General features: G+C 64.4%; 10 protein-coding genes. All 10 read right to left on the reverse strand.

Going from position 1 to position 14,328, the window contains the following annotated elements:
* Positions 1-2: 2 nt before the first annotated feature.
* Entirely contained in the window at positions 3-2,567 is a 2,565-nt protein-coding gene (gene napA, locus AC1PPK_RS01100) for a nitrate reductase catalytic subunit NapA (protein ID WP_481116005.1), read from the reverse strand.
* Positions 2,564-2,851 carry a chaperone NapD gene (locus AC1PPK_RS01105; RefSeq protein ID WP_481116006.1) on the reverse strand — a complete coding sequence of 96 codons (288 nt, stop codon included), beginning with the start codon at positions 2,849-2,851 and terminating at the stop codon, positions 2,564-2,566. The genes napA and AC1PPK_RS01105 overlap by 4 nt, the downstream gene beginning before the upstream one ends.
* Positions 2,848-3,348 carry a ferredoxin-type protein NapF gene (gene napF / locus AC1PPK_RS01110; RefSeq protein WP_481116007.1) on the reverse strand — a complete coding sequence of 167 codons (501 nt, stop codon included), beginning with the start codon at positions 3,346-3,348 and terminating at the stop codon, positions 2,848-2,850. The genes AC1PPK_RS01105 and napF overlap by 4 nt, the downstream gene beginning before the upstream one ends.
* 78 nt (positions 3,349-3,426) lie before the next feature.
* Positions 3,427-7,389 (reverse strand): response regulator, encoded by a 3,963-nt coding sequence (locus AC1PPK_RS01115; protein ID WP_481116008.1) that lies wholly within the window; start codon positions 7,387-7,389, stop codon positions 3,427-3,429.
* 4 nt (positions 7,390-7,393) lie between these two features.
* A complete protein-coding gene (locus AC1PPK_RS01120; protein ID WP_481116009.1) occupies positions 7,394-10,081 on the reverse strand; it encodes an ATP-binding protein in 2,688 nt (895 codons plus the stop codon).
* Positions 10,078-11,262, reverse strand: coding sequence for a response regulator (locus AC1PPK_RS01125; RefSeq protein ID WP_481116010.1), 1,185 nt, complete (start codon positions 11,260-11,262; stop codon positions 10,078-10,080). Before AC1PPK_RS01125 ends, AC1PPK_RS01120 begins: the two co-directional genes overlap by 4 nt.
* 321 nt (positions 11,263-11,583) lie before the next feature.
* The gene (locus AC1PPK_RS01130) at positions 11,584-12,522 is read right to left on the reverse strand and encodes a glycosyltransferase family 2 protein (RefSeq protein WP_481116011.1); all 939 of its coding nucleotides are present in this window, start codon (positions 12,520-12,522) and stop codon (positions 11,584-11,586) included.
* Between the two features lie 10 nt (positions 12,523-12,532).
* Positions 12,533-12,928, reverse strand: a complete 396-nt coding sequence (locus AC1PPK_RS01135; RefSeq protein WP_481116012.1) for a GtrA family protein — start codon at positions 12,926-12,928, stop codon at positions 12,533-12,535.
* Positions 12,929-12,962: 34 nt separating this feature from the next.
* Positions 12,963-13,784, reverse strand: a complete 822-nt coding sequence (locus tag AC1PPK_RS01140; protein ID WP_481116013.1) for a glycosyltransferase family 2 protein — start codon at positions 13,782-13,784, stop codon at positions 12,963-12,965.
* Between the two features lie 50 nt (positions 13,785-13,834).
* The gene (locus AC1PPK_RS01145) at positions 13,835-14,308 is read right to left on the reverse strand and encodes a hypothetical protein (protein WP_481116014.1); all 474 of its coding nucleotides are present in this window, start codon (positions 14,306-14,308) and stop codon (positions 13,835-13,837) included.
* Positions 14,309-14,328: the final 20 nt, after the last annotated feature.

Raw genomic sequence — 14,328 nt, forward strand, 5'->3', positions numbered from 1 at the left:
TCTCAGGCGCGCACCACCTTGACCGCACACTTCTTGAAGTCGGTCTGTTTGGAGATCGGGCAGGTGGCGTCGAGAGTGACCTTGTTCACCAGCTTGGATTCATCGAAGAAGGGCACGAAGATCAGCCCCACCGGCGGCTTGTTGCGGCCCTTGGTTTCCAGGCGGGCGGTCATTTCGCCGCGACGGGACTGGACCTTGACCACCATGCCGCGCTGCAGGCCGCGCTTCTTGGCGTCGTCCGGGTGCATGAAGACCTGGGCTTCCGGCACCGCCTTGTGCAGTTCCGGCACGCGCCGGGTCATCGTGCCGGTGTGCCAGTGCTCCAGCACGCGGCCGGTACACAGCCACATGTCGTAGTCGGCATCGGGCTTCTCGGGGGGATCCTGGTAGGGCAATGCGAAGATCACCGCCTTGCCATCCTTCTGGCCGTAGAACCGGATGCCCTCGCCGGCCTTCACATACGGATCGTAGCCTTCGCGGTAGCGCCACAGGGTCTCCTTGCCATCCACCACGGGCCAGCGCAAGCCGCGCGCCTTGTGGTACATGTCGAAGGGCGCCAGATCGTGACCATGGCCGCGGCCAAAGCTGGCGTATTCCTCGAACAAGCCCTTCTGCACATAGAAGCCGAAGGCCTCGGCCTCGTCGTTGGTGTAGTTCTTGATGGCGTGCTCGTTCACCTTGACGGTGTCACCCTTCGGGAACTTGTTCACCACCTTGTTGGCGTACAGCACGTCGTACATGGTCTTGCCCTTGTACTCGGGCTTCTTGGCGAGCAGCTCGGCCGGCCATACCTCTTCCATCTTGAAGCGCTTGGAGAATTCGAGGAACTGCCACAGGTCCGACTTGGCCTCGCCCGGCGCCTTGACCTGCTGGCGCCACACCTGGGTACGCCGTTCGGCATTACCGAAGGCGCCTTCCTTCTCGGTCCACATCGCTGCCGGCAGGATCAGGTCGGCAGCCATCGCCGACACGGTCGGATAGACATCGGACACCACCACGAAGGCCGCCGGATTGCGCCAGCCCGGGTAGATCTCCTGGTTCACGTTGGGACCAGCCTGCATGTTGTTGGTGGTGCTGGTCCAGTAGCACTTGAGCTTGCCGTCCTTCAGCGCGCGGCTCTGGGCCACCGCGTGATAGCCGATCTTGTCGGGGATGGTGCCGTCCGGCAGTTGCCAGATCTCCTCGGCGTGGTGGCGGTGCTCGGGGTTGGTCACCACCATGTCGGCCGGCAGGCGGTGGGCGAAGGTACCCACTTCCCGCGCAGTGCCGCAGGCGGAGGGCTGGCCAGTCAGCGAGAACGGGCCGGAACCCGGCGTGGCGATCTTGCCCACCAGCAGGTGGACGTTGTAGATCATGTTGTTGGCCCAGGTGCCACGGGTATGCTGGTTGAAACCCATGGTCCAGAAGCTGACGACCTTCTTCTTCGGGTCGGCATACAGCTCGGCCAGCTTCTGCAGGCGCTCCTTCGGCACACCGGACAGCTTGGACGTGTAGTCCAGCGTATAGGTGGAGACGAACTTCTTGAAGTCCTCGAAGGTGATCGGCTTAGCGTCGTTGGGGTTGTTCTTCGGCTTGCCGTCGGCGCCCGGGTAGCCGTTGAACTTGGCGTCCTTCTCGAGCGGGTTGTTGGGCCGCAGGCCGTAGCCGATGTCGGTCTCGCCTTGTTTGAAGTTCACGTGGGCCTTCACGAACTCCTGGTTGACCTTGCCCGACTGAATGATGTGGTTGCAGATGTAGTTGAGGATCGCCAGGTCGGTCTGCGGCACGAAGACCATGCCGTTGTCTGCCAGCTCGAAACTGCGGTGCTCGAAGGTGGACAGCACGTGCACCTGCACGTCGGTCTTGGTCAGGCGGCGGTCGGTGATGCGGGTCCACAGGATGGGGTGCATCTCGGCCATGTTGGAGCCCCACAGCACGAAGGCGTCGGCCTGCTCGATGTCGTCGTAGCAGCCCATCGGCTCGTCCATACCGAAAGTGCGCATGAAGCCGGTCACCGCCGAGGCCATGCAGTGGCGGGCATTGGGGTCGAGGTTGTTGGAGCGGAAGCCGGCCTTCATCAGCTTGGAGGCGGCGTAGCCCTCGAAGATCGTCCATTGGCCGGAGCCGAACATGCCGATGGAACCCGGCCCTTCGGCCTTCAGCGCGGTCTTCCACTTCTCGGCCATGACATCGAAGGCCTGGTTCCAGCTGATCGGCGTGAACTCGCCGTTTTTGTCGTACTTACCGTCCTTCATGCGCAGCAGCGGACGGGTCAGGCGGTCCTCTCCGTACATGATCTTGGACAGAAAGTAACCCTTGATGCAGTTCAGGCCGCGATTGACCGGTGCGTCCGGATCGCCCTGGGTGGCCACCACGCGGCCGTTCTGCACGCCGACCAGCACCGAGCAGCCGGTGCCGCAAAAGCGGCACGGCGCCTTGTCCCAGCGCACCGCGTTGGCGTTGCCGGTGTCAGCCGGCGCCGGCGCGGCCTCCTTCTTGGCGGCAAGGGCGGGCAGGGAAACGCCGGCCGTGGCGGCGGCCGCGGCGATCGCCTGGGTCTTGATGAAGTCGCGTCGGTTGATGGTCATGATTGAGCCTCCTCGCAGGGGGAATTCGTTTCGGACTGTTGATTCGAAAGCAGGGGATCGTCGCGGTGCTCGTAGGCCAGCGTGGCAGCCAGCACCTGCGGAACCCGGTGAATGGCGATCAAGGTGTCGGTCATGGTGGCGCCGTCCGCGTCCTCGACGGTAACGATCAGCTTGCCGTCGTCGGACATGCCGTGGCACTCGACGCCCGGAAAGGCGAGCAGTGCAGCTTCGGCGGCGGCACGGGCATGGGGGTGGATGCGCAGGACAAGACTGGCAATGTTCATGACGGCTCCAGAGCAGGATCGAGGGCGACGCGCACGATGGCCGTCGTGGGACAGGGCGCCAGGCAAGCGCCGCAGCCGGTGCAGGCAGTGTTGTCCACGTCGGGCAGCGGAACGCCGCCGATGCGTGGCCGGAAACGGATCGCCGAGGCCTCGCAGATTTCACCGCACACCCGGCACTCCACGTGGCGAGCCGCCAGGCAGCCTTCATCGATACGGATGCCGTAGGCCCACGCGCGCTGCGCAGTGTCGCGGCCGATGGCGCCGGTGGAGCAGGCCTGAGCGCAGCCGCCACAGAAGGTGCATGCCGCAGACGTGAAATCCGCCTCCGGATAGCCACCGGCACCGCGTTTCAGCAAACCGGTCGGACAGACCGGCAGGCAGGCGTCGCAGCGCGAGCACAATTCGAGGAAGCGGTTCTCGGTGGTGCTCCAGGGCGGACGGAATGGAGTTCCGCCGGGCGCCCTGACACCCAGAAAACGACGGCGGGAAACATCCATGGCAGGCTCGTGGTTTTTGTCGGACGGGGCGATCCTATGCCCCACGCCACGAAGAAACCTTGATCTGTGCGAAGGAATTCAGCGCGGGAGCGCTTGCAGCGAAATGCCGTGCTCCTCGGCGCAGGCAGCGAGGACAGCCAACGCCTGGTCGCTGTCGAAATCCGCCACTGCGCCGGCGAAAACCTCGAAGCGCGCCCCCATGACGGCCTGCAATAGCGGCCGCTGGGTGTCGAGCAGCTGCCCACTGGCAAAATCGCCTGCGGCCAGCAGTTCGGCCAGGCGGCAGAACACGGCGGACACGGCACCCGCATCCGTGGGCGGCTCGGTCACCGATGCGCCGGGCACAGGCAGCGCAGCGGTGATCGCCTCGACGAGGGGCGCCAATCCGGCCGCGACCTCGGCCTGCAGCGGCGCCAACGCAGATGGCGCGTCCTGCCGGCGCAGGGCCTGCTCCAGGTCGGCGGCGCGGGCACCGAGTTCGTGGGCGCCGACCTGCGCAGCCACGCCCTTCAGGGTATGGGCGAGACGGACCGCGGTCGTCCAGTCACCGGACTCCAGCGCTTCCTGTAAACGCCCGGCAAAATCCCGCTGTCCCTTCACGAATTTGTCGAGCTGGGACAGGTAGAGCGCCTCCCGCCCGAGGGCGTGGTGCAAACCGGCCACCATGTCCAGACCGGGAATCTCCCGCAGCGGTGCGGACGTCGGGGCGGCCCCTGGCACGGCCACGGCGCCGGGCACGGTGATCCAGCGCATCAACGTCGCCCACAGAGCTTCCGGGTCAATGGGCTTGGCGACATGGTCGTTCATGCCGGCTGCCAGACAGCGCTCCCGATCGCCAGCCATCGCGTTGGCGGTCATCGCCACGATGGGCAGCGTTGCACAGGCAGGTAGGCGGCGGATCTCGCGGGTAGCGGTCAGGCCATCCATCACCGGCATCTGCACGTCCATCAGGATCAGGTCGTAGTGCCCGCCGGATGCCTTGTCGATGGCCACCTGGCCGTTGTCGGCGACGTCCACCTGCAGACCGACCTGCAACAGCATCTCGCTGGCCACCTCCTGATTGAGCTCGTTGTCCTCCACCAGCAGCACACGGGCGCCGCGCAGCGGGCCGGGCACGGGCGGAAAGTCCGCAGCCTGCGCTGGCCGCTGGCACAACCCACCGTCACTTCCCAGCGTGCGCATCACCGTGTCGAACAGCAAGGACGCTCCAACCGGTTTGATCAGCACGTCACGGATGCCCGCCTCCTCGGCAGCCTTCATCAACTCGTCGCGCCCGTAGGCCGTAACCATCACCAGGCGCGGCGGCACGGCCAGGGACAGGCGGCGGATCTCGCCGGCCGTGGCGATACCGTCCATGCCGGGCATCTGCCAGTCGAGAAAGGTCACTTCGTACGGATGCCCGGCCGCGGCGGCCCGCCCCAGTTCGGCCAGCGCTGCCGGCCCCGAATCCACGGCTTGCACTGCGAAGGCCATCCGCCGCAGCATCTCGCCAATCACCTCACGGGCGTTGGCGTTGTCATCCACCACCAGCATGCGCCGGCCCCGCAGGTCAGCGCCCGGCAACAGCCGGCGCACTACCGCCGTGCTGCGGCCGAGAAGCGCCGTGAACCAGAAGGTGGAGCCCACCTCCGGCATACTATCCACGCCCACCTCGCCACCCATCAGTTCGGCCAGACGTTTACTGATCACCAGGCCCAGGCCGGTGCCGCCGTACTTGCGGGTGGTGGACGAATCGGCCTGCTCGAAGCTACGGAACAAGCGGGCGCGCTGCTCGCTGCTGAGCCCGATGCCGGTGTCGCGGACCTCGAAACGCAGCAGCACGCCGTCGCGCCCCGCCTCGACAACCCTCACGCGGATCGTCACTTCGCCCTTCTCGGTGAACTTCACCGCGTTGTTGGCGTAGTTGACGAGGATCTGGCCGAGGCGCAGCGGATCGCCAACCAGGCTGCCCGGCACGTCGTCGGCCACGTCCACGATCAGCTCCAGCCCCTTGGTGGCGATCTTGTCGGCGATCAGGCTGGCGACGTTGTCGAGGACCCGCTCCAGTTCGAAATCGGTGCGCTCGATGACCAGCTTGCCGGCCTCGATCTTGGAGATGTCGAGGATATCGTTGATGATGCCCAGCAGGTGCTGGCTGGAGCTCTGGATCTTTTCCAGGTAGTCGCGCTGACGCGGCGTCAGTTCAGAGCGCAGCGTCAGGTAGGCCATGCCGACGATGGCGTTCATCGGCGTGCGGATTTCGTGGCTCATGTTGGCCAGGAAGTCGGACTTCACACGGGCCGCTTCTTCGGCCATGGCGGTGGCCTGCCGCATGGCCTCAATGGCGTCCCGCTCGGCGGTGATGTCGTCGATGATCCACACCGAACCGCGGGTGTGGTCGTTCAAATCGACGGCGCGGGCGGTAAGCCGCGCCCAGAACAGGCTGCCGTCCCGGCGCATCAGCTGCTGCTCGCGGCTGTGGGTCTCGCCGCGCCAGATCTGAACATAGGGCTCGCCACCAATCTGCCAGGCCGCATCGTCGGCGTACCAGATGCGCGTCGGGCGGCCCAGCATGACGCCCGGCGGCCAGCCGAACATGTCGTGCAGCTGGCGGTTGCCGCGCTGCAGCGTGCGGTCGACGATCAGCGCCATGCCCGACGTCGCCGCGTCAAAGATCGCCTGCTGCTCGGCATAGGCAAGGCGCAGCCGTTCGGCGGCCTCCCGCTCGGCGGTGATGTCCTCGAAGATGCCGACCACGCCCCGGGACGGATCGCCACCGTCCACCGCATGGGCGGCCATGCGCACCCAGAAGCGCGTGCCGTCTTTGCGAACCACCTGCTGCTCCCAGGTGTGCGTGCCGCCATGCCAGAGCATCTCATAGACCGCTTTGCCGACCTGCTCGTAAGCTGCGTCGTCCGGATACCATATGCGGCTCGACTGGCCGACCTGCTCACCCGGCGCATAGCCGAACATCTCGTCGAGGCGTCGGTTGCCGCGCAGGATGTGGCGCTCGCGGGTCAGTACGATGCCGACGCTGGCCGACTCGAACAGCGCCTGTTGCTCGGCCATCGCCGCCGCCAGGTCGGCGGTGCGGCGGGCCACTTCGTCCTCCAGGCGATTCCGCGCCGCTTCACTCTCCTGGCGCGCCAGTCGCACTTCCTCGAGGGCCCGGCGCAGTTCCTCGGTACGGGCATCGACGCGCCCACTGAGCTGGCGGCTCCACACCACCAAGGCCAGTACCGCCAGGGCCAGTGCGCCGAAGCCGTAACCAGCGTAGTGCAGATAGGGCAGCGCCGACTGCTCCAGCAGCGCGCCGAACCACTTCTCATCAATGCGCCCCAGATCCTTCTCAGGAATGGCCGCAAAACCACTGGCGATAAAGTGCTGCAAATCCTCGTCATCACGCCGCACGGCCCAGTGGAAGTGCTGTACGTACATCGGTGCGGTATGCCGGAAATCGTCGGCAATGCCGAACTGGTACAGCAGATACGCCGCCGGGCGCTCGTCCATGCAGAACACCCGCAGCTGCCCCTCCGCCACACTGCCGACCAGGGCCGCAAAGCTGCGGTAGCGGCGCACGTTGGTGGAGCCCTCGACAGCCAGCCGCTCGGGACAGGCGTCGCCCTCCTTCACGCCAACCACGAAGCCGCGGCTGGAACCCGCGTCGACGATGCCCGAGAGGTCCCGCTGAAAGAACAGCATTGTGTCGAGGCGGGCATAGGGCACGGAGAACAGGTAGCGCCCGTCCCTTTCGGGGGAGCGCACGATGGTGTCGATGACGTCCGCCGTACCGGCCCGCATGGCCTCCTCGGCCTTCGCGCCATCCATGCCCAGCAGGCGGACCGTTACGCCGGTCTGGGCTTGCCAGGCCCGCCAGCGATCCGGCACGACGCCCTGCAGCACCCCGCTCGCGTCACGCAGCGTATAGGGCGGGAAATTATCGTCGAGCACCACGGTGATCGACGTACGCGGCAGCCCCCCCTCATCCGCTGCAAGCATCCCGGCACCGAAGCAGGCCCCAACCAACAGGACAGGCAGGCAGCGCAGGAAACGGGCAGGCATACGTTCAGTCCATGACCGACAGTTCGTCCAGCGCCGTGCGCAGGGTCGTCAGCGCATGATCGAAATCGAAATCGGCGATCTGCCGCTCCAGCGTTGCGGCATGCTCGCCGAAGGCCGCCGCGAACAAGGCCCGGTGTTCCCGGTACAACGACGAACCGGCCAGGTCGTACTCGGCCAGCAAGGCCTGCAGGCGTGCCGCCACTTGTCGCAGTTGCTGCCAATCCACCTGCACGGGCGCCAGCGCCAGCGCCGGCGACGGCGCCGCTGCGGCCGGCAGCACGTCCTTCAAGGCCTGGCACAGCGCGACGAAATCGGCTTCGAGGGCGGCCGCCTGTACCACCAGTTCGCCGCTCGGCATGCTGCTACCGTCGCGCAGGGCGCCTTCCAGCGCCGGCGCAGCAGCCTGCAGGCGGGTGATGCCGAGGGTTGCGGCCAGCCCCTTGAGGGTATGGGCATGGCGGTGAGCCGTCTTCATGTCCCCGACCATCAGTGCCCGTCTCAGCTCGGCCGGCACCTCGCTGGCCACGAAGCTGCCGAGCAGCCGCGCATAGGCATCGACGCGGCCGCGGGTAGCGCGCAAACCGGCCGCCAGATCGAGGCCGTCGACCACCGCCAGGCGGGCCCGCAGAAGATCGTCTTCGGGCGCGGCGGACACCAGCCTGGCGGCATGTCCGCCCGCCCCTTCGGGCAACCACTGCAGCAGCGTCCGGTAGAGGGTCTCCGGCACCACCGGCTTGGCGATATGGTCGTTCATGCCGACCGCCAGGCAGCGCTCCCGGTCCTCGTCGAAGGCATTTGCGGTCATCGCCAGGATGGGGGTGGCACCGTAGCCCGGCAGAGCCCGGATAAGACGCGTGGCGGCGAGACCGTCCATCACCGGCATGTGGATGTCCATCAGGATCACGTCGTAGGACGCGTTGCGCGCCCGCTCCACCGCCTGCTGCCCGTCGCCCGCCACCTCGACCTGCAGACCAACGCCTTCCAGCAGCGCCAGCGCCACCTCGCGGTTGATCGGGTTGTCCTCGACCAGCAAGATGTGCCCACCGTGGCGCTGGAGCAGACGGCGCTCGGCATCGCCTGCCGGTGCGCGTTCGGGCTCGACAACCCGCGTCGGAGGCTGCGCCCGCGAGCGCCCCGGTTGCAGCGGCAGTTCGACCCAGAACGTGCTGCCGTGCCCGGGCTCGCTGCCCACACCGATGCGCCCGCCGAGGAGTTCGGTAAGGCGCCGCGAAATCGCCAACCCCAGGCCGGTGCCGCCGTACTTGCGGGTCGTCAACGCGTCCGCCTGCAGGAAGGGCTGGAACAGTTCGGCCTGCAGCCCGGCGGACAGGCCGATGCCGGTGTCGCACACCTCGAAGCGCACCCACAGGCGCCCGTCGTCCGTCGCCAATGGGCGGGCACGCAGGATGATCTCGCCACGCTCGGTGAACTTGACCGCATTGCCGGCGAAGTTGAGCAGGATCTGCTGAAGGCGCAAGCCATCCCCGCGCAGCAGCGGCGGCACATCCTGCAGGTCGGCATGCACGGCGAGGTGCTTGGCCTCGGCCTTGTCGCGGATCAGGCTGATCACGTTGTCGATGACCCGCCCGACCTCGAAATCGACGGACTCCAGCTCGAGGCGACCGGCCTCGATCTTGGACAGGTCGAGAATGTCGTTGATGATCCCCAGCAGGTGATGGGCGGCGCCGGAAATCTTGGACAGGCGGTCGATGTGGCGTGGCTCGTCGAGGTCGCGCCGCAACAGGTGGGTCAGGCCGATGATCGCGTTCATCGGGGTGCGGATCTCGTGGCTCATGTTGGCCAGGAACTCGCTCTTGCTGCGGCTGGCTGCCTCCGCCGCCTCCTTGGCGACGATCACTTCCGCACTGCGCGCTGCCACCAATTGCTCCAAGTGGGCGCGGTAGTGCTCCAGTTCCTCGGCGTTACGCTTCTTCTCAGTGATGTCTTCCTTGATCGCCACGTAGTGGGTGATGCGGCCATCCGCCTGGCGCACCGGCGCGATATTGGCCAGCTCGACGTATTCGCTGCCGTCCTTGCGCCGGTTGATGAGCTCCCCGTGCCAGGCCTCACCGCTCGTCAGCGTCGCCCACATGCCATCGTAGGTTTCCTTCGGCGTGCGGCCCGACTGCAGCATGCTGGGGTTCTGGCCAACTGCCTCCTTGCGGGCATAGCCGGTATTGCGCACAAAGGCCTCGTTGACATAGTCGATACGCGCCTCGAGATCGGTAATGACGATGCTCTCCGGGCTTTGCTCGACCGCCATCACCAGCTTGTGCAGTTCGGCCTGGGCTTCCTCCTGGGTGATCAGCGCCTGCCGGAAGGCCAACACCGCGTTGGCCAGCCGACGCAGTACGCTGTGCGGGTCGGCCCCGAGACGCTCGACCTCGGCCAGCTCCGACGGATCCACCTGCCCGGCCGCGAGCCCCTGCAGCACGGCACTCAAGCCATGCAGGCGGTGGGTCACCCAGTGGATGATGAGGGCCCAGAAGGCCATCAGTACCAGCATCAGCAAACCACCGAACAATGCAACGTGCCCAACCAACGCAGTGATGCCCTGTGTCAGTAGGGCCTCGATCAGCCGTCGGTCGGCCTGCAGGCTGTACAGGGAGAACAAGTTGAAACCGGCCGCCAGCACGGCAACCACCGCCACCGGCAGAAAGAGCAACAACGGGTACGGCAGGCGGAGCTTCATCGGTGAGCTCCGTCCACCTCCGGCTCAGGGTCGGCGAAACGTGTAGCAATGTCGGCAAAACGTTCGCGGCAGGCAAGAAAGGCATCTACCACATCCGGATCGAAATGACTGCCTCGCCCGTCGACGATGATCTGGGTGGTTTCTTCCAGCGTCATCGGCGGTTTATAGACACGCCGGCTCATCAGCGCGTCGAAGACGTCGGCTAGTGCCATCAGGCGCGCCGACACCGGGATCGCATCCCTGGCGTGACCGCCCGGATAGCCACTGCCGTCCCATTTTTCGTGGTGGCCCAACGCAATCTCGCGGGCGATGCACAGGAAGGCGAAGGCCTCGCCGGCCTGGGCGGCGGAGGCCTCGTCGGCACTTTCCAGGGCCTGGGCCATGGCCTTGTCGATAGCATCGGCGCCGATGGCCGGATGGGCCTTCATGATCTCGAACTCATCGCTGGTCAGCCGGCCACGCTTGAGCAGGATGCTGTCGGGGATTCCAACCTTGCCGATGTCGTGCAGCGGCGCCGCCTTCACGACCATGCCCAGACGGGCACCGCCCAATGCCGAATTGAAGCGGGGGTGCTCCGCCAGATGGCGCGCCAGCATGTCCACATAGGTCTGGGTGCGTACGATATGCCGCCCGGTCTCGTTGTCCCTGGCCTCGCTGAGGCAGGCCAGCGCGCGCACGCTGAGTTCCTGCACGAGCAGGTTCTCGCTCATGCGCCGGCTGACTTCGCGCTCCAACCATTCGTTCTCGTTGGCCAGCCGGTCACGGGCCTGCTTGAGCTCCAGGTGGGTACGCACCCGCGCCAGCACAATGGCCGGATTAATCGGCTTGGTGATGTAATCCACGGCCCCTAGGGCCAGACCGTGCTCCTCGTTCTCGGCAGCGTTCATGGCCGTCACGAAGATCACCGGGATATTGCGCGTGGCCGGGTCAGCATGCAGGCGCTCCATGACCTCGTAACCATCCATCCCCGGCATCATCACGTCGAGCAGGATCAGATCCGGGCGCGGCGAAAGTCCTGCCGCCCGCAGCGCCCGCTCGCCGGAATTGGCGGCACGCACCCGGTAGTGGGACTGCAGTAGTTCCCCCAGAACTGCCAGATTCTGCGGCGTATCGTCGACGATCAGGATCGTGTGCCGGGCTGCAAGGGCCTCAGGCTTGTCGCTACTCGCGTAAATGCTCATCAGGAAGTCTCCACCCCGGAGCAGGGCGATCGGCAAAGGGCGGGGGGTAGGCCAGGGGCGACATCAGCATTCCATACAAGCGTCACGCGCGCCCTTCATGAGCATGAGTCTAGTAGCCCTTTTGCCTAGCCATCGGCATATTCGATTACGGCAAGCTTAACGGCACTTATCCAAAGGGCTTTAGGGGAGAGTTGCGCCACTCCCGCCTTGCCCGAGACTCAACTGAGACTCAACGCCACCTGGGATTTCGACCACAAACGCTTCTTTGAATTCCCAATACCAACCCATCCCGGAAATAATCCATCAAACGGGACAACTGGCTCACAGCAACTTGTCAATGAAGAAGCGGGGGCGCCGCTTGGTCTCCAGATAAGACTTGGCAACGTATTCACCAAGAATCCCGATCGACAGTAACTGTACCCCGCCCAGGAAGTACATCGGCACGACAGTGGAAGCCCAGCCAGGAACCGTCGCACCACTTGCCAACGCACGGATGACGACCCAGCCCGCCATCATCAGGCTGACCAGGCAGGTGGCCAAACCAATGCCGGAAATGAAGCGCAGCGGCACTACGCTGAAAGAAGTAATGCCATCGATAGCAAACGCAAGCATCTTGCGAAGGGGATACTTGGACTCCCCCGCAAAACGTTCGGAGCGGGCGTATTCCACCTTGGCGCTCTTGAAGCCGATCAAGGGAATGATCCCACGCAAGAACAGGTTTACCTCGTCGAATTCACGCAGATTTTCGATCGCTCGCCGGGTCATGAGCCGGTAGTCCGCATGATCGAAGACCACATCCACCCCCATCACTGTCATCAAGCGGTAGAAGCCCTGGGCTGTAAGGCGCTTGAAGGCCGTATCGGTGGTGCGGCTACTACGCACGCCATAAACGATGTCACTGCCTTCGGCGTGGGCTGCAAGCATCCCCTTGATGGCCCGCGGGTCATCCTGCAGGTCCGCGTCCATCGAAACGATCACATCACCTTCCGCGGACAACAGCCCCGCCAACAAGGCACGCTGGTGACCACAGTTGCGCGACAGCTTGATGCCACCAAAATTGGGATCATCCGCACTAAAGGCTTCGATCTGGCGCCATGTCCGGTCCCGACTCCCGTCATCCACGAAATACACACGACTGTCCGGTGCAATACATGCGTCGGCGATCAATTCATCAAGAAGTACCCGCAACTGGCGCTGGGTTTCCGGCAGGACTTCTTCTTCGTTGTAACACGGGATGACGAGTCCGAGGCGGGGAGGCATGGGATTTTCCTTATTGGCTGACCTTGGCGGGCCTGAAAACGATGTAGCGCTGGCAGACAAAGGACAACAGGGTGATCGGCACCAGTGCCAGCCCGCCTCCCAAATAAGCATTGATGCCGTACTCAAGGAACAAGGCAATCAAGGCAATATTGACGCAATAGAGGAAGAGCCAGAGCACCACAAAACGCGGCAAGCGGCGGATCGAGGAATTCCCGAATACAAAGCGTCCCTGACTGACGAAGGACACAGCGATCCCGAAAACCAGGGAGCCGAAATTGGCCACGGCATAATTAAGACCCAGGGCCAGCAGCAGCACATAACTCCCATAGGAGAGGCCGGTATTGGCCAGCCCCACCACGCCGAAGCGCAAGAACTGGGATGCGGCGGGATGCTTCAAGATGTGCATTGAGGACTAAGGCAGCAAAGCGGCTCGAGAATGTCTAACGGAGGACGAAGGTGTAGATGATGCGGCGGGCGAGGTTGTTGAGACGAGCCCGCAGGCGACCTACGGCGATATCCATGTCACCCGCCCGCACTTGGGGAAGATGGGCAATAGCCTGGATGAAGCGACTGAATTCGCTGGCCTGTTCCCGGCCGATGGCCACGCTCCACGACCCCGTGGATACGCGGAAGGACGCCAGCGGCGCATCATCGCACCATGCGTCGCCATGGGCCAACAGACGACACCAGTAGTCCAGATCGAGCACATAAGGAATGCTCGCGTCGAATACGCCAGCACGTTCGGCAGCGCTGTGCCGGAAGAGGACGGCACCCGGCTCGCCGATCAGGTTGGTACCGCCCCGGACACAGGCCCGCAATACCTCGTCAGCAGCCACGCGACCACTTTTCCAGGGGGCGCGCTTCACGAACAACGGCTTGTCACCCTTCCCGATGATGTGCCGACTGGCAAAGCTCAACACCACATCAGGATGGGCATTCAGGGCAGCCACCTGGCGTGCAAGGCAATCCGGCTCAATCAGGTCATCATGGGGAAGCACCTTCACATACTCCCCTCGGGCCTCCTCCAGGCAACGGTTCCAGTTTCCCTCTGCGCGCAGGTTGGACGGATTCCGCAAGTAGCGGACCCGACGGTCTCCGAGGTAACGGGCCACCCGCGCACCGGTGTCATCCGGGGAGGCGTCATCAATGACGATCAGCTCGAAATCCTGCCAGGTTTGGGCCAGGACGGAGCGAATAGCCATCTCGAGAAAATCCCCCCCACACCAGGTGGGGATACACACAGATACCTTGGGAGTGATCATGACATCGAATTGTTGTCTGCAAAAACACAGCTTGCGGCTGCAACGGCACGTCAGCTAGGCGTTACCGCACCAGGATTACGTTCGCTGGGGACGAACTCACGGCCTGCCGCCGCGTGAAGACGGTGAAGTTCCGATGGCTCGAAGACATTGACGAAATAGAGGGGACGCCCCTTCGACTCGTTAAATATGCGCCCCAGATACTCTCCAAGCAACCCGACCGCAATTAGGTTGCTTCCGCCCAGCAGCAGCGTGACGACCATCAGGGAAGGATAGCCCTTGACCGACTCACCATACATCAGCGTCTTGTAAATCGTGTAGATTGCATACATGAACGCGAGACCTGCTACGCAAACTCCCAGGTAAGTTGCAATCTTCAGGGGAGCAATCGTGAAGGAGGTAATACCCTCCAGCGCAAAATTCCAGAGTTTCCAGTAGTTCCACTTGGTCTCGCCGGCAAAGCGTGGATCCCGGTCATACTCAACGGCTATACTGGGATAACCGATCCACGCAAATAGCCCTTTCATGAAACGATGCTGTTCGTTCA

This window comes from Zoogloea sp. JDB1, assembly GCF_056724025.1.